Source organism: Geothrix limicola, from assembly GCF_030268085.1.
Lineage (GTDB): Bacteria > Acidobacteriota > Holophagae > Holophagales > Holophagaceae > Geothrix > Geothrix limicola.
In genome coordinates this window covers 389,875-406,604 of sequence record NZ_BSDE01000001.1, presented here as the reverse complement: position 1 = coordinate 406,604, position 16,730 = coordinate 389,875, and the positions used below count along the sequence as shown (strand labels likewise).

The window sequence follows — 16,730 nt, the reverse complement described above, 5'->3', positions numbered from 1 at the left end:
AGCAAGTGTGGATCAGGTGCTGGACCTCATGGCCAAGGAGCTCAAGCTCCCCCGCAGTGGCGTGGCCGCCATCGTGGCACTGCTGGAGGAGGGCAACACGGTCCCCTTCATCGCCCGCTACCGGAAGGAGGCGACCGGTTCCCTCGATGAAGTGGCCATCCGCGCCGTGGAAGACCGGCACGCCTACTACAAGGACCTGCTGGACCGCCGCAAGACGGTGCTGAAGTCCATTGACGAGCAGGGCAAGCTCACGCCGGAACTGAAGACGAAGATCGAGACGACCTGGGTGAAGGCCGAACTCGAGGATCTCTACCTGCCCTTCAAGCCCAAGAAGCGCACCAAGGCCACCGTGGCCAAGGAGCGCGGCCTCGAACCGCTGCTGGATTCGCTGCTGGCCGATGCCACCGGCGCCGATCCGTTCATCTTCGCCGAGCCCTTCATCAAGGATGAGGACGGCCTGCGCTCGCCTTCGGAATGCCTGGAAGGCGCGGGTCACATCCTGGCCGAACGCCTCACCGAAGATGCCGAGATCCGCGCCTGGCTGCGTATGGAATTCCACGAGCAGGGCGTGCTCAAGTCCGAGATCCGCGAAGAGCGCAAGAACGATCAGGCCGCCCTGCGCTTCAAGCCCTACTTCGACTTCTCCGAGGCCATCAAGAAGATCCCCAGCCACCGCCTGCTGGCCCTGCGCCGCGGCGAGAAGGAGGAGATCCTCACGGTGAAGCTCCTCGTGGAGCGCGAGAACCTCGTGAGCCAGCTCGTGTCCAAGGTTCCCGTGAACCCGGGCAGCGGCTACCGCCGCTTCCTCAACGAGGCCGCCGGCGACGCCTTCGACCGCCTGCTGGCGCCCACCATCGAATCCGAAGTGCGCTACGAGGCCAAGAAGAAGGCCGACGCCGAAGCCATCAAGGTCTTCCAGACCAACCTCGACCACCTGCTGCTGGCGCCCCCCGCGGGCCAGCGCTGCACCCTGGGCGTGGACCCCGGCATCCGCACGGGCTGCAAGCTCGTCGTCATCAACCGGCTGGGCCAGCTCGTGCAGAACGAGGTCATCTACCCCCTGGAACCCAAGCGGGATCTGGACGGGAGCCGCGCCATCCTCGAGAAGCTCTGCACCGGCAATCCCATCGAGGCCATCGCCATCGGCAACGGCACCGGCGGCCGCGAGGTGGAGGCCTTCATCCGCGAGTGGCTGAAGGAAACGAACCGCACGAACCTCATCTGCGTGAGCGTGAGCGAGGCCGGCGCGTCGGTCTACTCCGCCAGCGACATCGCCCGCGAGGAATTCCCCGACTACGACGTCACCGTGCGCGGTGCCGTGAGCATCGCCCGCCGCTTCCAGGATCCCCTGGCTGAGCTGGTGAAGGTCGATCCCAAGAGCATCGGCGTGGGCCAGTACCAGCACGACGTGAACCAGACCTCCCTCAAGAAGGGCCTGGACGACGTGGTGGAGAGCTGCGTGAACCGTGTCGGCGTCGACATCAACAGCGCCTCATACAAGCTGCTGGCCTACGTGGCGGGCATCGGCGAGGGCCTGGCGAAGAGCATCGTGGCCCACCGCTTCGAGCATGGCGCCTTCAAGCGCCGCGAGCAGCTGATGGGCGTGAGCCGCTTCGGCGCCAAGGCCTTCCAGCAGGCCGCGGGCTTCCTTCGCATCCACGATGGCGAGGATCCGCTGGACGCCTCCGCCGTGCATCCGGAAAGCTATCCCGTCGTGCAGCGCATCTGCCAGCTGGCGGGCAAGACCGTGCCCGAGCTCATCGGCAACGACGCCGTGCTGGACGCCCTCGACATCAAGCTGCTCGTGGACGACAAGTTCGGTGCGGAAACCGTGAAGGACATCCTCGCCGAGCTCAAGAAGCCCGGCCGCGATCCCCGCCACCGCTTCGAGATCGTGCAGTTCCGCGAAGGCGTGAACAAGCCCAGCGACCTGGAAGTGGGCATGGAGCTGCAGGGCATCGTGACGAACGTGACGGACTTCGGCGCCTTCGTCGATGTGGGCGTCCACCAGGACGGCCTCGTTCATCTCTCGGAGATCGCGCACCGCTACGTGAAGAACCCCGCGGACGCCCTTAGCGTGGGCCAGGCGGTGAAGGTGAAGGTGCTGGCTGTCGATCTCGAAGCCAAGCGCATCGCCCTTTCCATCAAGGCCATGCTCGCCGCCCCCGCGGGTGCCGGACAGGCCCCGCAGCACCGACGCCACGCCGGCTCCCGGCCCGACTCCAACCAGCCCCGGCCCCAGAATGGGCCGCGTCCGCCCCGCCCCGAAGGCCGCCCCCAGGGCGCCCGGCCCGACCAGGGACGTCCCTTCCGCGCCGAGGGCTCGCGGCCCCCGCGTTCGCAGGACGCACGTCCTGCGCGCCCCGAGCGTGAGACGCGCCCGGCCCAGACTCAGTCCCACGCCCAACCTCGGCGCGAGGCCGCGCCCGTGGCCAGCGGCGCCTCACTGACGGACCTGATGGCCAAGTTCAACAAGGGCCACCGCTGATGCAGGCCCGGCTGAACCGGCTCGCGCCCGCGGCGCTCCTGCTGCTCCTGGCCTGCCAGCCTCGCAGCGCCGCGCCGGTCTACGGCCCATGGGAGGAGGGCCTCACCCTCACCTACGAGAACCCCTCCCTGCCCCAGCCCCTCCGCACGGCGGAACGGTTGCAATTCCGCGTGGCCCGGGCCTCCCTGAGTCCCAGCGGCCCCACCCTCGTCCGGTTGACCTTGTCCAACGCCCACGGCCAGCAGAACCTGCTGTTCAAGCACGAAGGCGGCGGCATCGCCATGCTCGACGACCAGGGCAATGTCGTCGCCCAGCCCCTGCCCGCGGGATTCCAGAACCTTTCCCGCTGGACGGACCGTGGCATCGAATACCGCGTCATCGGCCGCTCCACCTGGGAAGGGGCCTCGATCCTGCCTGAGACCTCGGACCCCGTGGGCCTCTGGATCGAGACCCGCACACCCGATGGCATCCAGCGCCGGACCCTCTTCCTGCCCAATCTCGGTGAGGTGGAATCCCGCATCTACCGCGACGGCGCCTGGGTGGCCGTGAATCGACTCGTGGCCCGTGGCTTCACGGACCTCCCCACCTCCAAGCGCTCCTGAAGCCCCGAACCGGAGCTGACATGACCGAATCCACCCACCCTGCCCCCGCCGAGGATCTCGAGATCGCGGTGCCTCCGGGCGCCGAGAAGGGCATGGTGCGCGACAACCTCGAAGTGATCTGCTTCGCCATGGTGCTGATCCTCTTCTTCAAGGCCTTCGTCGGGCAGCAGTTCAAGATCCCTTCCGCCTCCATGCGGAACACGCTGATGATCGGGGACCACCTGCTGGCCAACAAGTTCATCTTCGCCCAGCCCCAGTGGGCCTGGGAGGAGAAGCTCTTCCCCATGCGCGGCGTGAAGCGCGGCGACATCATCGTCTTCCGCTATCCCATCGATCGCGACCAGGACTACGTGAAGCGCTGCGTGGCCCTGCCCGGCGACACGGTGGAGATGCGCAACAAGCGGCTCTACGTAAATGGGAAGCAGGTCACGGGCCCCTTCGAGCACATGTTCGGCCGCACGCCCGATGGACCGACGCCGGGCCCCTGGCCCCTCACGCGCAACGCCGGCGAAGCCGAGAGCCCTGTCGGGCTCTGGCGTCACGCCGATCCCGAGGTGCTCGCCCTGCACGACCGCAACCAGATGCAGTCCATGGAAAGCCTCATCCAGAACGGATTCAAGGACAACCTGGGCCCCGTCACCGTGCCGCCGGGCCACATCTTCGCTATGGGCGACAACCGCGACAACAGCATGGACAGCCGCTACTGGGGCTTCCTCCCCATGGACCACCTGCGGGGCCGGCCCTTCATCGTGTGGTGGAGCTTCCGAGAAGGCGACACAGACAATGACAACGGCCGCGTGCCCGACGGCCCCACGGACGTGGCCGCCGACTTCATCGACGCCGCCCGCCACTTCTTCACCCGCACCCGCTGGGACCGCACGGGGACCATCCCCGAATAGACCCGTCGAATCTCCTCTGCCCGTCCCCAGCCCCGCCCACCGGAGCCGTGAATGCCCGTCCACCAGCACCTCTTGAAACGAGCGGCCCTGGCCTTCACGACCGCCCTCATCCTCTCCGGTGGCCTCGCCTGCCGGCGCTTTTCGGGCCCCAGGCCCGTGCAGATGGGCGAGCGGGCCGCCAACGATCAACTCGCCCTCACTCTGCAGGAGCTCCAGTTCTGCGAGGAGATGACCAGCGACCTGGGAGCCCGGCTCACGCCAGCCCAGTCCGGAGCCCTCTTTGCAGTGGTGAAGCTCCGGTTGGAAAACCTGTCCCCCTCCCCCCTCACCGCCAATGAGTTCGACCTTCGTCTCGAGGTTGAGGGCCAGGATCAGCCCCTGAAGGCCGCCAACATGCCCGCCTGGCCCATGCTCATCAACCGCATGCTCCAGCTGCGCCTGAATCCCGGTGAAACCAGGGAAGCCTCCGCACTCTTCGTCGTTCCCAAGGGGAAGCGCCTCGTCCAGTTCCAGGGTCCCCTCCCGCATGCGCTGCGGGTGCGCCTGGACCTCCCGGCCCAGGCTCCACCCCGGAGGCCCATGCCTAGGATTGGCGAACCGACCGAGGCGAGCGGGCTCCAGTACACCGTTCACAAGGTGGCCTTCCCGGAGGCCGTCTCCGATGGCCTCTGGAAGTCCAGCCCCAAGCCCGGCCAGAAGCTGTGCCAGCTGGAAGTCAGCGTGCGCAACGCCAGCGTGGCCGCCGGGTTCCAGGTGAACCCCCTGAATGTGGAAGTCCTGGATGCCCAGGGCCGCCGCTACAGCATGGGCGGCCTCCAGTTGGGCTACGGCCATGCTCTGGAACTGAAGACCCTCAAGCCCGGTGAGGAAGTGCGAGGTGCGGTGCTCATCAGCGTGCCCAAGGAGGCCGAGATCAAGACCTCCTTCTTCCGCACCGGGGTGGTGGGCCCCGCCCTGGAAGTGGCGCTGTAGTGCCCCGTTCGTTTCTTTGGCCTCGGTACCTGGCGGGAGCCCTCCTCGCCACGACGCTGAGTTTGGGCACCCCCCTCCAAGCCTGGGGCGACAAGGGCCACCGCATCGTGTCTTCCCTGGCGCTCCGGTCGCTGCCCGCGGGGCCGCAGGCCTGGTTCGCGGGCCGCGAAGCGGAGGTGGCCGACCACGCCTCCGATCCCGATCATTGGAAGCAGGATCACAAAGAAGGGCCTCGTCACTTCCTGGATATGGAAGCCTACGGCAGTCCGGATCAGATCTCCCTCTCGCTGGATGAGGCGCAGGTCAAGCTCGGCGGCGACTTCTACCGCCAGGGCGTGGTGCCCTGGATCATCCAGGACCGCTGGCGGGATCTGGTGGATGCCTTTCGCGGCGGCGATCCCGCCGAGGTCGCGATGGCCACCGCCATCCTGGGCCACTACATCGCCGATGCCCACGTACCCCTGCACACCACCGTGAACCACGACGGAGAACTCACTGGCCAGAAGGGTGTGCACAAGCGCTGGGAGACCGGCCTGGTGGAACGCTTCATCGTCGAGGATGACCTGGCCGCCCTCCCGGCCCAACCCGATGCGGCCCTGCTCGTCCGCCCCTGGGCCTGGCTGCGCGCCTCCCATGCCCTGGTGCCCCAGCTCCTGGAAGATGACCGCGCCGCCGACCGCACCACGCCCGTGGGTGGGCGCGGGAAACAGCGCACCGACGCCTACTGGGCGATCTTCTGGACCAAGCAGCGGGCCGTCGTGAAGCAGCAGCTACAGACCGCGGGCCAACACCTCGGCGACGCCATCCTCAGCGCGTGGATTCAGGCGGGCCGGCCCGCCCCCCGGGTGAAACCGGTCCACTGAAACCGCCCAGGCAAGCGCCCAGTCAAGCTCAGGGCGCGGTTTCCCAACGCCGCCGGTCCAGCCAGACCTGCTCGTCCTTGCCTCGCGGATCCTTGCCCCGCCAGTGGAGCTTCAGGGGGCCCTGGGCGTCCTTCTTCGTCACGGAGACGCCCGCGCCTTCCCCCGTGCGCAGGAGCTTCAGCAGGGCCTCCACGCTGGGGATCTGGGGCAGGAAGGGCAGCGGCAGCTGGGACAGCGAGGCGGCCCGCTGATCCACCTTCTGCCGCGGCACCTGCAGGCGGTAGCCCGAGGCAGCGTCTCCTTCGAGCAGGAGCAGCCGTTCGCCGGGCGCGTGCAGTTCGATGACGAGGCGGCCGCTGACGGGCTCCATGAGCAGGCTCAGGGTGCCGACGCCCTCGCCGTCGGGGCCTGCGTAGCCCCAGCCGTACTGGGCCCGGATGGGCGCCGGGGTCATGGGAGCGGGGGTGGACAGGGCGGGCGGCGCCTGCAGGAAGATCACAGGTCATCCTCCTCATCGTCGGGCTTCAAGGTGGGCGCCGATGGAGGAGGCGCGACCATCTCCAGCTTCCGGGCCTGCTCCTTGGCGATGCGCACGCGAAGATCGCCCAGGCGCTTTTCCAGGGCCGTCCGATCGGGGAAGACGAAGGCGAGGGCTCGGTCCCACTGCTCGGCGGCCTCGGTGAGCTTGCCCTGTTTCACCAGGACTTCGCCGAGGTGCTTGCGCACTTCGGGACTGAAGGGATTCAGCTCCGCGGCACGACGAAGGGTGGCTTCGGCCTCGGCGAGGCGGCCCAGCTTGAACTGCGCCCAGCCCAGGCTGTCCACCACGTTGCCGTTGTCCGGGGTGGCCTTGGCGCTGGCCTCGATGAGGCTCGCGGCCTCTTCGAGATCGCGGCCCTGTTCGAGCAGCGAGTAGCCGAGGTTGTTCTGGACGAGGGGGTTGGTGGGCTCCAGGGCCTGGGCCTCGCGCAGCACCGCCAGGGATTCCACCTGATGGCCCAGCTGATCGTAGGCCTGGCTCAGGGTGATCAGCATGTCCACGCGGCGCACCGGCGAAAGGCTGCGGGATTTTTCGAGGGCTTCGAGGCACTTGTCCCAGCGTTGGAACTCCTGCCACAGGGCCGCCATGCCTTCCAGATGCAGCTGCTCCAGGGCGGCGCGGGTCTCCTTCCGATGGAAGAAGGAATACTCCAGATACTTGGGCGGCAGCTTGGCGGCCTGCTGGAAGAAGGGCACCTTCGGATAGAGGGCGATGCCCTCCTTCAGGGCTTCGAGTCCGCTCTTCCAGTCGTTGAGGCTGATGAGAGCCTGGGTCTTGAAGACCTGCGCTTCGCCATCGGTGGCGGGGCGCGGGCGCCGCTCCTTCAGGAAGGCCAGCAGCGCCTTCCCCTTGCCCTGCAGCAGCAGGGATTCCGCGTACAGCATCGGCGCACCGTCCGCGACCCGCTGCGGCTCGACCTCCTGATTCACGATGGTCTTGAGGCGCTTTTCCGCTTCTTCGAACCGCCCCAGGTTCATCAGGGCGCTCGCCGTGTTGAACGTCAGGGCCGGACTGGGTTTCAGCGCCTCGGCCTTGGCCAGGGTTTCAAGCGCTTCCGAGAACCGGGAGGTCTGGAGACGCACGAGGGACACGTTCTCCCAGAGCCCCGCCTCCTGGGGCAGATGGCTGGCCAGCAGGAGGAAGCTTTCTTCGGCATGGGCGAGGTAGCCCAGCTGGATCTGCTCGCGCGCCAGTTCCTCCAGCATCCGCAGGTGCCGGTCTTCGGGGTTCCGCGCATTCAACGCCAGCAGCGCTTCGCGCTTGCCCTCGTAATCCTGGGTGGCCCGGGCATGAATCAAGGCGCGCTCCCAGGCTGGGGCGAAGCTGGGCCGCAGGCGGCCCAGCCGGAGCCAGGCCCGCAGCGCCCCTTCGTTGTCCTTGGTCTGTTCGGAGACCTCGCCGAGGCGGGCCCATAATTCGGGATCCTGGGGCAGCCGCAGCGTCGCGGTCCGCAGTTCCCGCACGGCTTCGGGGGCGAGGCTGGCGTCCTTCTGCGCACGCTGGTACTGAAGCAGGGCCAGGTGCGCCTGGGCTTCGGCGTTCTGCGGCGCCAGTTCCACGGCCTTGCGCGCCGGAGCCACGGCCGCATCCGCATCCTGCGCTTCCTGCAGCGATTCGGAGAGGCGGAGATTCGCTTCGGCGCTTTCGGGAACCTGGGCCAGCACACGACGGTAGAGCGCCGCGGCGGCTGCCGGATCGGCGCCTCCGCCCCGCAACTGGAGGGCCCTCGCCTGCAGCATGAGGGCGCGCACATCCTCGGCGGCAAGGGGCGCCGCCGCGAGCGACAGCGCAAACAGGGGAAGCAGCATGGCAGCGCGCATGGGGAATCGGCGATCAGGCACGGACACCCTCCTGGTGGAGCGTGGACAGAAGCCGGGCGTGGGCGGATTCCCAGGCCTGGGGCGGCAGGGCCCGCTGCACGGCGGGTTCGCCGGGGCGCGGGAGGACGCATTGGATCTGCGTGACGGCCGTTTCGCCGTCCGCATGGGCGGCGCGCACGGCCTTCTTGTCCCGGGCCAGCAGCGGCAGGCAGTCGGCCCAGGGCGCCACCAGCGGCGCCAGGTGCGTCAGCCGGCGGGCCAGCAGGTCGAGGAGGCCCGCAGGATAGGACTTCAACCCCTGTTCCTCCGCGAGGAAACAGGATCCCAGCAGGCCCAGGCCCACCGATTCGCCATGGAGGAGCTGGTAGCCCGAGGCCGCCTCCAAAGCGTGGCCCAGCGTGTGGCCCAGGTTGAGCAGGCGCCGTTCGCCGGACTCCCGCGGATCCCGGTGCACGACGCCGGCCTTGAAAGCGAGCGCGCGTTCCACCCAGGCGAACTTGACGGGGCCCTCCTGCAGCATCTCCATGGCCCAGCCCATCTCGCCCATGATGAGGGCGGTCTTGATGAGCTCCCAACGGCCATTTTCGAGGTGGCGCTCCGGCAGGCTGGTCAGGAAATCCGTGCAGGCCACGAGGCGGCGGGGCGGATGGAAGGCACCCACCAGGTTCTTGCCCGCGGCGAGATCCGCACCGGTCTTGCCTCCCAGCGCCGCGTCCGCCATGGCCAGGAGGGAGGTGGGCCAGACCTGCCAGGCCACGCCCCGCAGGAAGAGCGAGGCCGCAAGCCCCGTGAGGTCCGTCAGCACACCGCCGCCCAGCGCGACCACCGTGGCGTCGCGATGCAGGGGCACACGGGCCCAGTGCTCCAGCCAGGGGATCACCGTGCGCAGCCGCTTTTCCTCTTCGGGCACCGACACCCAGAGCGCGTGCTCGGGCTCGGGCATGCCGGCCCGGGTCCAGGCCTCGCGCAGACGCTCGTCACCCACCAGGGTCCAGGCGCCTTCGGGAAGCAGCGTCTGATCGGGCTTTTCGAGGAGGAAGACCTCGGTGGCGAATCCGGATGGTGTGGCGAGCCTCATGGACGGCCTTTCAGAATCGCTTCGGCTTTCATCAACGCATCGCCCCGAAGCCATTGGATCACGGCCTTGTCTCCGGGCTTGAAGGCCCCGAGCGCGCCCATGAAGTCGTAGATGTTCTTCACGGGCTTGTCGCCGAACTGGATGAGGATGTCGCCGGCCTGCAGGCCGATGCTTTCGGCCGTGGAGCCCCTGGACACGCCGTTGATGCGGAAGCCCTTCGGATTGTCGGCGTAGTCGGGAATGGTGCCAAAGGCGATGCGCATGGGCCCGCGGTCGCCCATGGGCGGCAGCTTGGCGGTCTCGGGATCGAAGGCGGGCACCTGGTCCGCGTTGGCCAGATCGAGCGCCACGGCCCTGCTGAAGGCCGCGAGCCGGGCCATGCCGGCGTAGTTGATTCGGTCCGCCGTGTCGCTTGGGCGGTGGTACTCGCCGTGGAGGCCCGTGAAGAAGAAGAAGGTGGGGATCTTCGCCTGGGAGAAGCTCATGTGATCGGAGCCACCCACGCTGGCGCCCACGTCGGCACTGACGGAGAAGTCCGCCGGTGCGAATTTCCGGGCCGCTTCCAGCGCGGTTTTCGGCGCGCCCAGACCACCCATCAGCAGCTTGGGGGCGCGCGGATCGAGCCGGCCCACCATGTCGAAATTGAGCATGAACTTGACGGATTCCAGTGGGTGGGTCGGATGCTGCACCCAGTACTGGGAGCCCAGTAGGCCCTCTTCCTCGCCGGCGAAATGCAGCAGGAGGATGGATCGCCGGGGCCGCGACCGCTTCAGTTCCCGCGCCAATTCCACCACCATCGCCGTGCCCGAGGCGTTGTCGTCGGCCCCCGGATGCACCTGCCCGCGCGCCTCCGCGCCACCCAGGCTGTGGCGTTCGCCCAGGCCCAGATGATCCATGTGCGCGCCGAGCACGATGAATTCCTTGCGCAGCTTGGGATCGCGGCCCGGGATCTCGGCCACGACATTGGGCATCCGGGCCTCGATGCGGCGCAGGCCCAGCTCCAGAGACAGCGTGGCCTGGCCCGCTTCCTGACTGGCGGGCCGGCCCGATTCCCGGATGGCCTTGAAGCGGGCGGGCAGGTCACCGAAGACCCCGCCCAGGGCTGATTCCGTGATGCCGAGCACGGGAAGGTCCACCTTCACCGGACCCTCTTCGCGCTGCAGGGGACGGAGCCCCGCATCCTCCAGCACGAGGACGGCGGCGACCTTGGCGGATTCGAGTTTCTTCAGGCGGGCCAGGAGGCTCCGCTCCCCCCGCGGCAGGTGGGCGAAGGCATCCAGGTCGGGCACGGTGCGCGCGATCACCACCACGCGGTCCTTCAGGTCGAGGCCCGCGGCATCGTCATAGCCGCCGGGGATCTGGAGACCGTACCCGAGAAACAGAATGGGCTTGGCCTTGAGATCCGCATCACCGCTCAGGCCCAGGGCTTCGATGTCCCGGCCCCAGGCGAGGGGACGCGGGGCACCATCCTGCGTCAACACGGCCTGCTGCCGCTCCCGCACCACCTGGGCGATGAAGGGGAAGCGCTGGACCTGCGTCTTGAGGCCGAGGGTCTTCAATTCGCCTTCGATATGCCGGGCGGCCGCGTCGAGTTCCGGATAGCCGTTGCCGCGGCCCTTCAGCTCGGGCGAGGCGAGGAAGCTCACATCCTTCCTCAGCCGCGTCTCCACGGCGGCCGTAGCCTCAGCCTTGGACGCCGGAACCTGAGCCTGGGCCACGAGGGCGGCGGCAAAGAGGACAGGCAGCCTGGAACGCATCAGGTCTCCGGGGGATCCTCCAGTTTACATGAGGCCGGCGGGCAACTCCCGGCCCCGTTCTGACGCCGGATCCTGGGCCACTTGCGCAGAAGCCGCGGGATAATCCACGCAGTGTGGGAGAATGGCCCCATGTCCGAACAGGGAGCCTTCTTCCAACCCGATCGCGTGGACGAGCGCCCCATGCGCCACGCGCTGCTCTGGCGCCTGGCGAGCTACCTCCGCCCCCAGTGGGTGGCCCTGCTGGCCCTGCTCGCCCTGATGGCGCTGGGCGCCTTCCTCGAGGTGATGCCCTCCGAGCTGACGCTGCGCCTCATCAACCGCTTCATGGGCCAAGGTAGCCTGAGGGGCGCCGCGCCGCTCATCGCCGGATTCGTCGGCGTGCTGGTGGCGGGCTTCCTCGTCAGCTTCGCCCGCTACTTCCTGCTGGCCAAGGTGGGCCAGAAGGCCATGCTCGACCTGCGGGTGCAGCTCTTCGAGCACCTCATGGGACGCAGCACGGACTTCTTCCACCGCAATCCCGTGGGCCGCCTCATGACCCGCGTGACCAGCGACGTGCAGAACCTGAACGAGATGTTCGCCTCGGGCTTCGTCGCCATCGTGGGCGACGCGCTGTCCCTGCTGGCCATCGTCGTCTGGATGTTCTGGACCCACGCCGGCATGGCCCTGGTGGCCCTCGGCATCCTGCCCTTCCTGCTGGTGGCCACCGAGATCTTCCGCCGCCGCGCCGGCGAGGCCTTCCGCGAAACGCAGCGCCGCTACGCCTCCATCAACGCCTTCCTGCAGGAACAGATCTCGGGCATGGGCCTGGTGCAGATCAACGCCCAGGAGGCGAGCAGCAACCGGCAGTTCCGCGTGCTCAACGAGGACTACTTCCAGGCCTTCCTGCGCACCATCTTCGCCTACGCCGTGTTCTTCCCCGTGGTGGAGTTCATCACCTCGGGCACCCTGGCCGCGCTCATCTTCTACGCGGGCTTCAAGCTCAAGGCGGGGGCCATCACCTGGGGCCTGCTGCTGGCCTTCATCCAGCAGTCCAGCCGCTTCTTCCGTCCCATCCGCGAACTGGCCGAGCGCTACAACGTGATGCAGACGGCCCTCGCCTCCAGCGAGCGCATCTTCCGCCTGCTGGACAACCGCGAGGAGATCCACGAGGCCCCCGGGGCCCAGCCGGCTTCCTTCGCGCACGAGATCCGTTTCGAGGACGCCACCTTCGCCTACGAGGAGGGTGGCCGCCAGGTGGTGCGCGGCCTCAGCGGTGTGATCCCCAAGGGCAAGCGCGTGGCCGTGGTGGGCCATACGGGCGCCGGCAAGAGCACCCTCATCAACCTGCTCATGCGCTTCTACGATGTGAACGAAGGGCGCATCACGGTGGATGGCGTGGACGTGCGGAACCTGCAGATCCGCAGCCTGCGCAGCCTCTTCGGCCTGGTGCTGCAGGATGTCTTCGTCTTCTCCGGCAGCCTGCGCGACAACATCGTGCTGGACCGCCCCCTGGATGAGGCCCGCATCGCCTCGGTGCTGGAACAGAGCCAGCTCAAGGATCTGGTGGGCCGCCTGCCCGAGGGCCTGGAAACCCAGGTGGGCGAACGCGGCCAGAAGCTCAGCGCCGGCGAGCGGCAGCTGCTGGCCTTCGCCCGCATGCTCTACCTCGAACCGGCGGTGCTGCTGCTGGACGAGGCCACGGCCAACATCGATTCCGAAACCGAATCCAAGATCCAGACCGTCATCGAGCGCGTGAGCCACCGCCTCACCACCTTCACCATCGCCCACCGGCTCTCCACCATCCGCGAGGCCGACGAGATCTGGGTGATGGACCAGGGTGTGCTCGTGGAACGCGGCAACCACGACAGCCTCATCGCCCAGGACGGCGTCTACGCCAAGCTCGTCCGCCTGCAGTTCGCCGAGGAGGACGCGGCCTGAATCCCTCAGGTGGGGAATGGAGCAGCTGGCCTCACCCCTTGGGTGCGCCTTCGCCGGGCTTGGCGGGCTGATAAGGGCGAGTGCGCCTCATGCCTCCGTCGGTCGTTGGAGTCTGCGGGGAAGCCGTCCGGGCAGCCACGGCCTCTCGTGTTCGAGGCTCGCCTTTGCCCGGCCGGATGACCTGAATGCGGTGCGTGGCGACAGACCGCGGAGGCTCGGGTTGGACCGCAAGGGCTGACAGGTTTCCCGCCAGCAGGAGGAGCGTGGGCACCACATTCAAAACCAGTCGCATGGTGGACTCCTAATTCACTTGGAGGGTGGTCACGGCCCCGGAGGTCACGCTGAAGGCCGGGGGGTACGCCAGGTTCCCGTTCGAGAACACCACCTTGAGGTCGTAGGTGCCCGGGGAGACTCCGGTCAAGGTCAGGGTCTGGAGATCGTAAAGGGGCTGGTCTGCCTGGTTGGGACCCCAGGTGCTGGCGGTGGACAGCGTGAGATAGATCCCGGTGATGGTCAGGCCTGAGTTATTGAACACGGCCACCGAGCCATTGCCCGTGTCCATCATGGTGAGTACGGTGGTCACCCCATCCTGAATCTGCACATCGTAGACCCTGTCGAGGCTGCCGTCGGAGAACCGCGCCTCCACGTCGTAGGTGTCTGGGTACAGGCCGGTCAGGGTCAGGGATTCTCCCGGGAACAAGGTGGCGGGAGCGAGCTGGTCCACGCCCCACGTGGAGCTGACGCTGCGCGTGACATGGAGGTTCCACATGGCGAGGTTGCCGCCGTTGTAGACCCGCAGATTGCCTTCGGGAGGGGGAGGAGGAGTGCTCCCACCCCCACCGCAGGAAAGCATCAGGGCGACCAGGAGGACGCTGACGAGGTACCCCAGGTTTCGCCAGTTGGGGAAGAAGGTCATCGAACACCTCAAGCGAGAATAACTGTAAACAAGGTTGGAACGACTCAGGCCGCTCGAACTTAAACATCCACCAGTCGCATGATTCGCGCCAGTCTGGAAAGCGCGTGACGTGAAACACTTCAAAGGGCATTCAAGCTTTTGAAGGTGGAAGAGTCATCAGATTGATGGACCATCCCCTTCCATTTGAACGGCTCGGGGCGTTTCTGGCCTTTCCGCGATCGTGGATACCTCCGCCAGGCTGGCAGACTAGGGTCATGCTCCACCTGCCGCCCCTCTATCCCATCACTGATGCCACGCTCGCAGAACCGCTGTCGGCGCAGATCCGGCGACTGGGCGAGGCCGGTTTTCCGCTGGTCCAGTTCCGGGGCAAGCCCCTCGACACACAGACGCAGTGGGCGGAGCTGCGCCAGGCCTTGATGGAAGCCGCCGCCAACGGCGGCTGGCCCTTCATCTGCGTCAATGACCGCGCCGACCTCGCCATGCTCGCGGCCCGGGAAGGGCTCGCACCCTGGGGCCTGCACCTGGGCCAGGAGGACCTGCCCGCCATCGAGGCGCGCCGTCTGCCGGGCCTCGCACAGGTCCACATCGGCGCCTCCACCCACGAGGCCGGCGAGTTCGAAGCCCTGGATACGGCCTGCGATCACGCGGGTGTCGGCCCCTTCCGCGGCACCGCCACGAAGGCCGATCACGCCGCGCCCATCGGGCTGGAGGGGCTTCGCGCGGGCTGCACGGCCCTGCGGGCCCGGGACATCGCGCCCATCGCCATCGGGGGCCTCGGTCTCGCCGATGCGGAAGCCTGCTTCGAGGCGGGCGCCGAATCCCTGGCCATGGTGGGGGAGATCCACCGCGCCGCCGATCCCGCCGCCCTGGGCTGGGAAATCCAGCGCCGGCGCTGGCGCGTGCGCCCTCCGTTCGCCCGCGGTCAGGGCCTCGCCATCATCGGCGGCAGCGGCGCGGGGAAATCCACCTTCGGCCGGCAGCTCGCCTTCGCCCTCTCCCTACCCTTCCACGATCTGGACGCCGTCATCGAGGACGGCGAGGGGCGCCCCGTGGCGGAGATCTTCGCGGCTTCGGGCGAGGCGGCCTTCCGGGCGCTGGAAGCGTCCCACCTGCCCACGCTCCTGGGTCGCCCCGCCGTGGTGGCCCTGGGCGGCGGAGCCTGGGAATCGCCCGGCAATCGGGCGGCCGTGCGGGCCGCGGGCTTCGTACCCCTCTGGCTCGCCGAAGCGCCGGCCCGCGCCTGGGAACGCGCGGGCCGCGATCCCAACCGCCCCCTGGCCCAGAGCCGTGAGGCCTTCATGGCCCGTACCGCCTCCCGGATGGCGGCCTGGTCGCAGGCGCCGATGCTGCTCGCCTTCGGTCACAGTTCCGCGGAGCTGGTGTCGGCCTTGCTAGACTAGGGCCACTCCCCGGACTCCCATTGGACCTCATCCTTTCCGATCTGCATTCGAATTTGCACGCCCTCAGGGCCGTGCTGAGGTTCGCGCGCCGCCGTGCCATCCACCGCTTCGTGCTGCTGGGCGATCTCGTGGGCTACGGCGCCAACCCCAACCAGATGCTGGACAAGGTGCGCGAGCTGCGGCCCCGCTTCATGGTGCGCGGCAACCACGACAAGGTCTGCGCCGGGCTGGAGCCTGACGGCACCTTCAGCCTGCCTGCCCGGCAGGCGGCGGACTGGACCCGGGAGCGGCTGCGCCAGGACAACTGGCGCTTCCTCGCCGAGCTTCCGGTGGGGCCCCTCTGGGTGGGCGAGGACTATCAGATCTCCCACGGGTCGCCCATGGACGAGGATGCCTACCTGCTCCACATGCGTGAGATCAGCCAGGCCTTCGACGCCTTCGAGGGCCAGCTCTGCTTCTTCGGACACACCCATCTGCCGGGCTGCTTCGAACTGGATGAATCCGCGGGCCAGCTGAACTGGATCTGCCTCGAGCCGGGCGAATGGTTCCAGCTCCAGCCCCACTGCCGATACCTCGTGAACCCGGGCTCCGTGGGCCAGCCCCGGGACCGGGATCCGCGCGTATCCTTCATGACCTTCGATCCCAAGCGCCGGTGCATCCGTCTGCACCGGCTTGAATACGACATCAAGGGCGCGGCCAAGGCCATCCTGGCCGCGGGCCTGCACCACAATCTGGCGGATCGACTGAGCCAGGGCATTTGAAAGGCAGTTTCTCCATGGGTCACGCATCGCAACTATCCGCTTCCGTCCTGGAGCAGTTCCTCATCCAGGCCCGGCTCACGAAGGCCGTGGCGAGCCTCCGGCTGCAGGGCCCCAATTCGCGCCTGCTGGGCGACCTGCACATCCTGGCCTTCCGCATGGGCGCGGTGCTGGAACTGGCGGGCCTCCACGTGCGGGATTCGGTGCCCCCCGGCGGCACGCCCGTGACCTTGACCCTCCTGCTGGGCGAAGAGGTCCTCACCCTGGAATCGACCCTGCTCTCGCCGGCCACCGACGAGACCGGAGCCACCCTGCTCCGCCTCGCCTGGCCGCAGGAACCCGCGCGCCTTCACCGCCGCCGGGACGTGCGCGTGGCCGCGCCCGACCAGTCGCCGCTGAAAGTGCGGGTGGGCCTCGAAGGCCAGCAGCTGGACGCCCTCCTGGTGAACCTCACGGAAACCGGCGTGGGGCTCGCCTTCGACAAGCCCCTGATCGTGGACCTGCACGCCACCGTCGACATCGACGCCGAACTGCCCGATGGCGCCATCCTGCACTGCCCCGGCGAGGTGCGCCACCTGACCTACCTCGAAGGGCAGGACTATCCCACGCGCCTGGGCGTCGTGCTCCAGCCCCAGGAGGATACGGATATGGAATCCGTGCACCGCTTCATCCAGGCGCGGCGCACCGATCGCTCTCAGAGTTTCCGGAAGAATTGACCG

At 68.1% G+C, this 16,730-nt stretch carries 14 protein-coding genes; 9 read left to right on the top strand and 5 right to left on the bottom strand.

Translation table 11 applies throughout. The features are described from left to right. Positions 1-7: 7 nt before the first annotated feature. From QSJ34_RS01635 to QSJ34_RS01615, 5 genes are read left to right on the top strand one after another with little or no spacing between them, the layout of a single operon-like run. Positions 8-2,488 (top strand): Tex family protein, encoded by a 2,481-nt coding sequence (locus QSJ34_RS01635; RefSeq protein ID WP_285569419.1) that lies wholly within the window; start codon positions 8-10, stop codon positions 2,486-2,488. Next, positions 2,488-3,090: a hypothetical protein gene (locus QSJ34_RS01630; protein ID WP_285569416.1), complete on the top strand. Its 603-nt coding sequence runs from the start codon at positions 2,488-2,490 to the stop codon at positions 3,088-3,090. Before QSJ34_RS01635 ends, QSJ34_RS01630 begins: the two co-directional genes overlap by 1 nt. A 20-nt stretch (positions 3,091-3,110) precedes the next feature. Beyond that, positions 3,111-3,989 (top strand): signal peptidase I, encoded by an 879-nt coding sequence (gene lepB, locus QSJ34_RS01625; RefSeq protein ID WP_285569413.1) that lies wholly within the window; start codon positions 3,111-3,113, stop codon positions 3,987-3,989. Positions 3,990-4,040: 51 nt separating this feature from the next. Next, the gene (locus QSJ34_RS01620; protein ID WP_285569408.1) at positions 4,041-4,961 is read left to right on the top strand and encodes a DUF4352 domain-containing protein; all 921 of its coding nucleotides are present in this window, start codon (positions 4,041-4,043) and stop codon (positions 4,959-4,961) included. Continuing rightward, the gene (locus QSJ34_RS01615; RefSeq protein ID WP_285569405.1) at positions 4,961-5,824 is read left to right on the top strand and encodes a S1/P1 nuclease; all 864 of its coding nucleotides are present in this window, start codon (positions 4,961-4,963) and stop codon (positions 5,822-5,824) included. The genes QSJ34_RS01620 and QSJ34_RS01615 overlap by 1 nt, the downstream gene beginning before the upstream one ends. A 28-nt stretch (positions 5,825-5,852) precedes the next feature. Here QSJ34_RS01615 and QSJ34_RS01610 read toward each other — a convergent pair whose 3' ends face one another. From QSJ34_RS01610 to QSJ34_RS01595, 4 genes are read right to left on the bottom strand one after another with little or no spacing between them, the layout of a single operon-like run. After that, complete coding sequence (locus QSJ34_RS01610) at positions 5,853-6,323, bottom strand: hypothetical protein (protein WP_285569404.1); 471 nt, start codon at positions 6,321-6,323, stop codon at positions 5,853-5,855. Continuing rightward, positions 6,320-8,206 (bottom strand): tetratricopeptide repeat protein, encoded by a 1,887-nt coding sequence (locus tag QSJ34_RS01605; RefSeq protein WP_285569402.1) that lies wholly within the window; start codon positions 8,204-8,206, stop codon positions 6,320-6,322. The genes QSJ34_RS01610 and QSJ34_RS01605 overlap by 4 nt, the downstream gene beginning before the upstream one ends. Further along, positions 8,199-9,263 (bottom strand): 3-dehydroquinate synthase, encoded by a 1,065-nt coding sequence (locus QSJ34_RS01600; RefSeq protein ID WP_285569400.1) that lies wholly within the window; start codon positions 9,261-9,263, stop codon positions 8,199-8,201. Before QSJ34_RS01600 ends, QSJ34_RS01605 begins: the two co-directional genes overlap by 8 nt. After that, positions 9,260-11,020, bottom strand: a complete 1,761-nt coding sequence (locus tag QSJ34_RS01595; RefSeq protein ID WP_285569398.1) for a M28 family peptidase — start codon at positions 11,018-11,020, stop codon at positions 9,260-9,262. The genes QSJ34_RS01600 and QSJ34_RS01595 overlap by 4 nt, the downstream gene beginning before the upstream one ends. Positions 11,021-11,149: 129 nt before the next feature. Here QSJ34_RS01595 and QSJ34_RS01590 point away from each other — a divergent pair, with 129 nt between their 5' ends. Beyond that, positions 11,150-12,937 carry an ABC transporter ATP-binding protein gene (locus QSJ34_RS01590; RefSeq protein ID WP_285569396.1) on the top strand — a complete coding sequence of 596 codons (1,788 nt, stop codon included), beginning with the start codon at positions 11,150-11,152 and terminating at the stop codon, positions 12,935-12,937. A 301-nt stretch (positions 12,938-13,238) separates the two neighbouring features. On the opposite strand, the gene QSJ34_RS01585 is transcribed toward QSJ34_RS01590, so the two are convergent. Continuing rightward, positions 13,239-13,853, bottom strand: a complete 615-nt coding sequence (locus QSJ34_RS01585; RefSeq protein ID WP_285569394.1) for a hypothetical protein — start codon at positions 13,851-13,853, stop codon at positions 13,239-13,241. A gap of 254 nt (positions 13,854-14,107) precedes the next feature. Here QSJ34_RS01585 and QSJ34_RS01580 point away from each other — a divergent pair, with 254 nt between their 5' ends. From QSJ34_RS01580 to QSJ34_RS01570, 3 genes are read left to right on the top strand one after another with little or no spacing between them, the layout of a single operon-like run. After that, complete coding sequence (locus tag QSJ34_RS01580) at positions 14,108-15,253, top strand: thiamine phosphate synthase (protein ID WP_285569392.1); 1,146 nt, start codon at positions 14,108-14,110, stop codon at positions 15,251-15,253. Between the two features lie 20 nt (positions 15,254-15,273). Beyond that, positions 15,274-16,014: a metallophosphoesterase family protein gene (locus tag QSJ34_RS01575; protein ID WP_285569389.1), complete on the top strand. Its 741-nt coding sequence runs from the start codon at positions 15,274-15,276 to the stop codon at positions 16,012-16,014. Positions 16,015-16,028: 14 nt separating this feature from the next. Continuing rightward, complete coding sequence (locus QSJ34_RS01570) at positions 16,029-16,727, top strand: flagellar brake protein (protein WP_285569388.1); 699 nt, start codon at positions 16,029-16,031, stop codon at positions 16,725-16,727. Positions 16,728-16,730 lie beyond the last annotated feature (3 nt).

Coding starts and splice junctions, on each gene's coding strand:
- QSJ34_RS01630 (WP_285569416.1), top strand. CDS start 2,488: ATGCAGGCCCGGCTGAACCGGCTCGCGCCCGCGGCGCTCCTGCTGCTC.
- lepB (WP_285569413.1), top strand. CDS start 3,111: ATGACCGAATCCACCCACCCTGCCCCCGCCGAGGATCTCGAGATCGCG.
- QSJ34_RS01620 (WP_285569408.1), top strand. CDS start 4,041: ATGCCCGTCCACCAGCACCTCTTGAAACGAGCGGCCCTGGCCTTCACG.
- QSJ34_RS01600 (WP_285569400.1), bottom strand. CDS start 9,263: ATGAGGCTCGCCACACCATCCGGATTCGCCACCGAGGTCTTCCTCCTC.
- QSJ34_RS01595 (WP_285569398.1), bottom strand. CDS start 11,020: ATGCGTTCCAGGCTGCCTGTCCTCTTTGCCGCCGCCCTCGTGGCCCAG.
- QSJ34_RS01590 (WP_285569396.1), top strand. CDS start 11,150: ATGTCCGAACAGGGAGCCTTCTTCCAACCCGATCGCGTGGACGAGCGC.
- QSJ34_RS01585 (WP_285569394.1), bottom strand. CDS start 13,853: ATGACCTTCTTCCCCAACTGGCGAAACCTGGGGTACCTCGTCAGCGTC.
- QSJ34_RS01580 (WP_285569392.1), top strand. CDS start 14,108: ATGCTCCACCTGCCGCCCCTCTATCCCATCACTGATGCCACGCTCGCA.
- QSJ34_RS01570 (WP_285569388.1), top strand. CDS start 16,029: ATGGGTCACGCATCGCAACTATCCGCTTCCGTCCTGGAGCAGTTCCTC.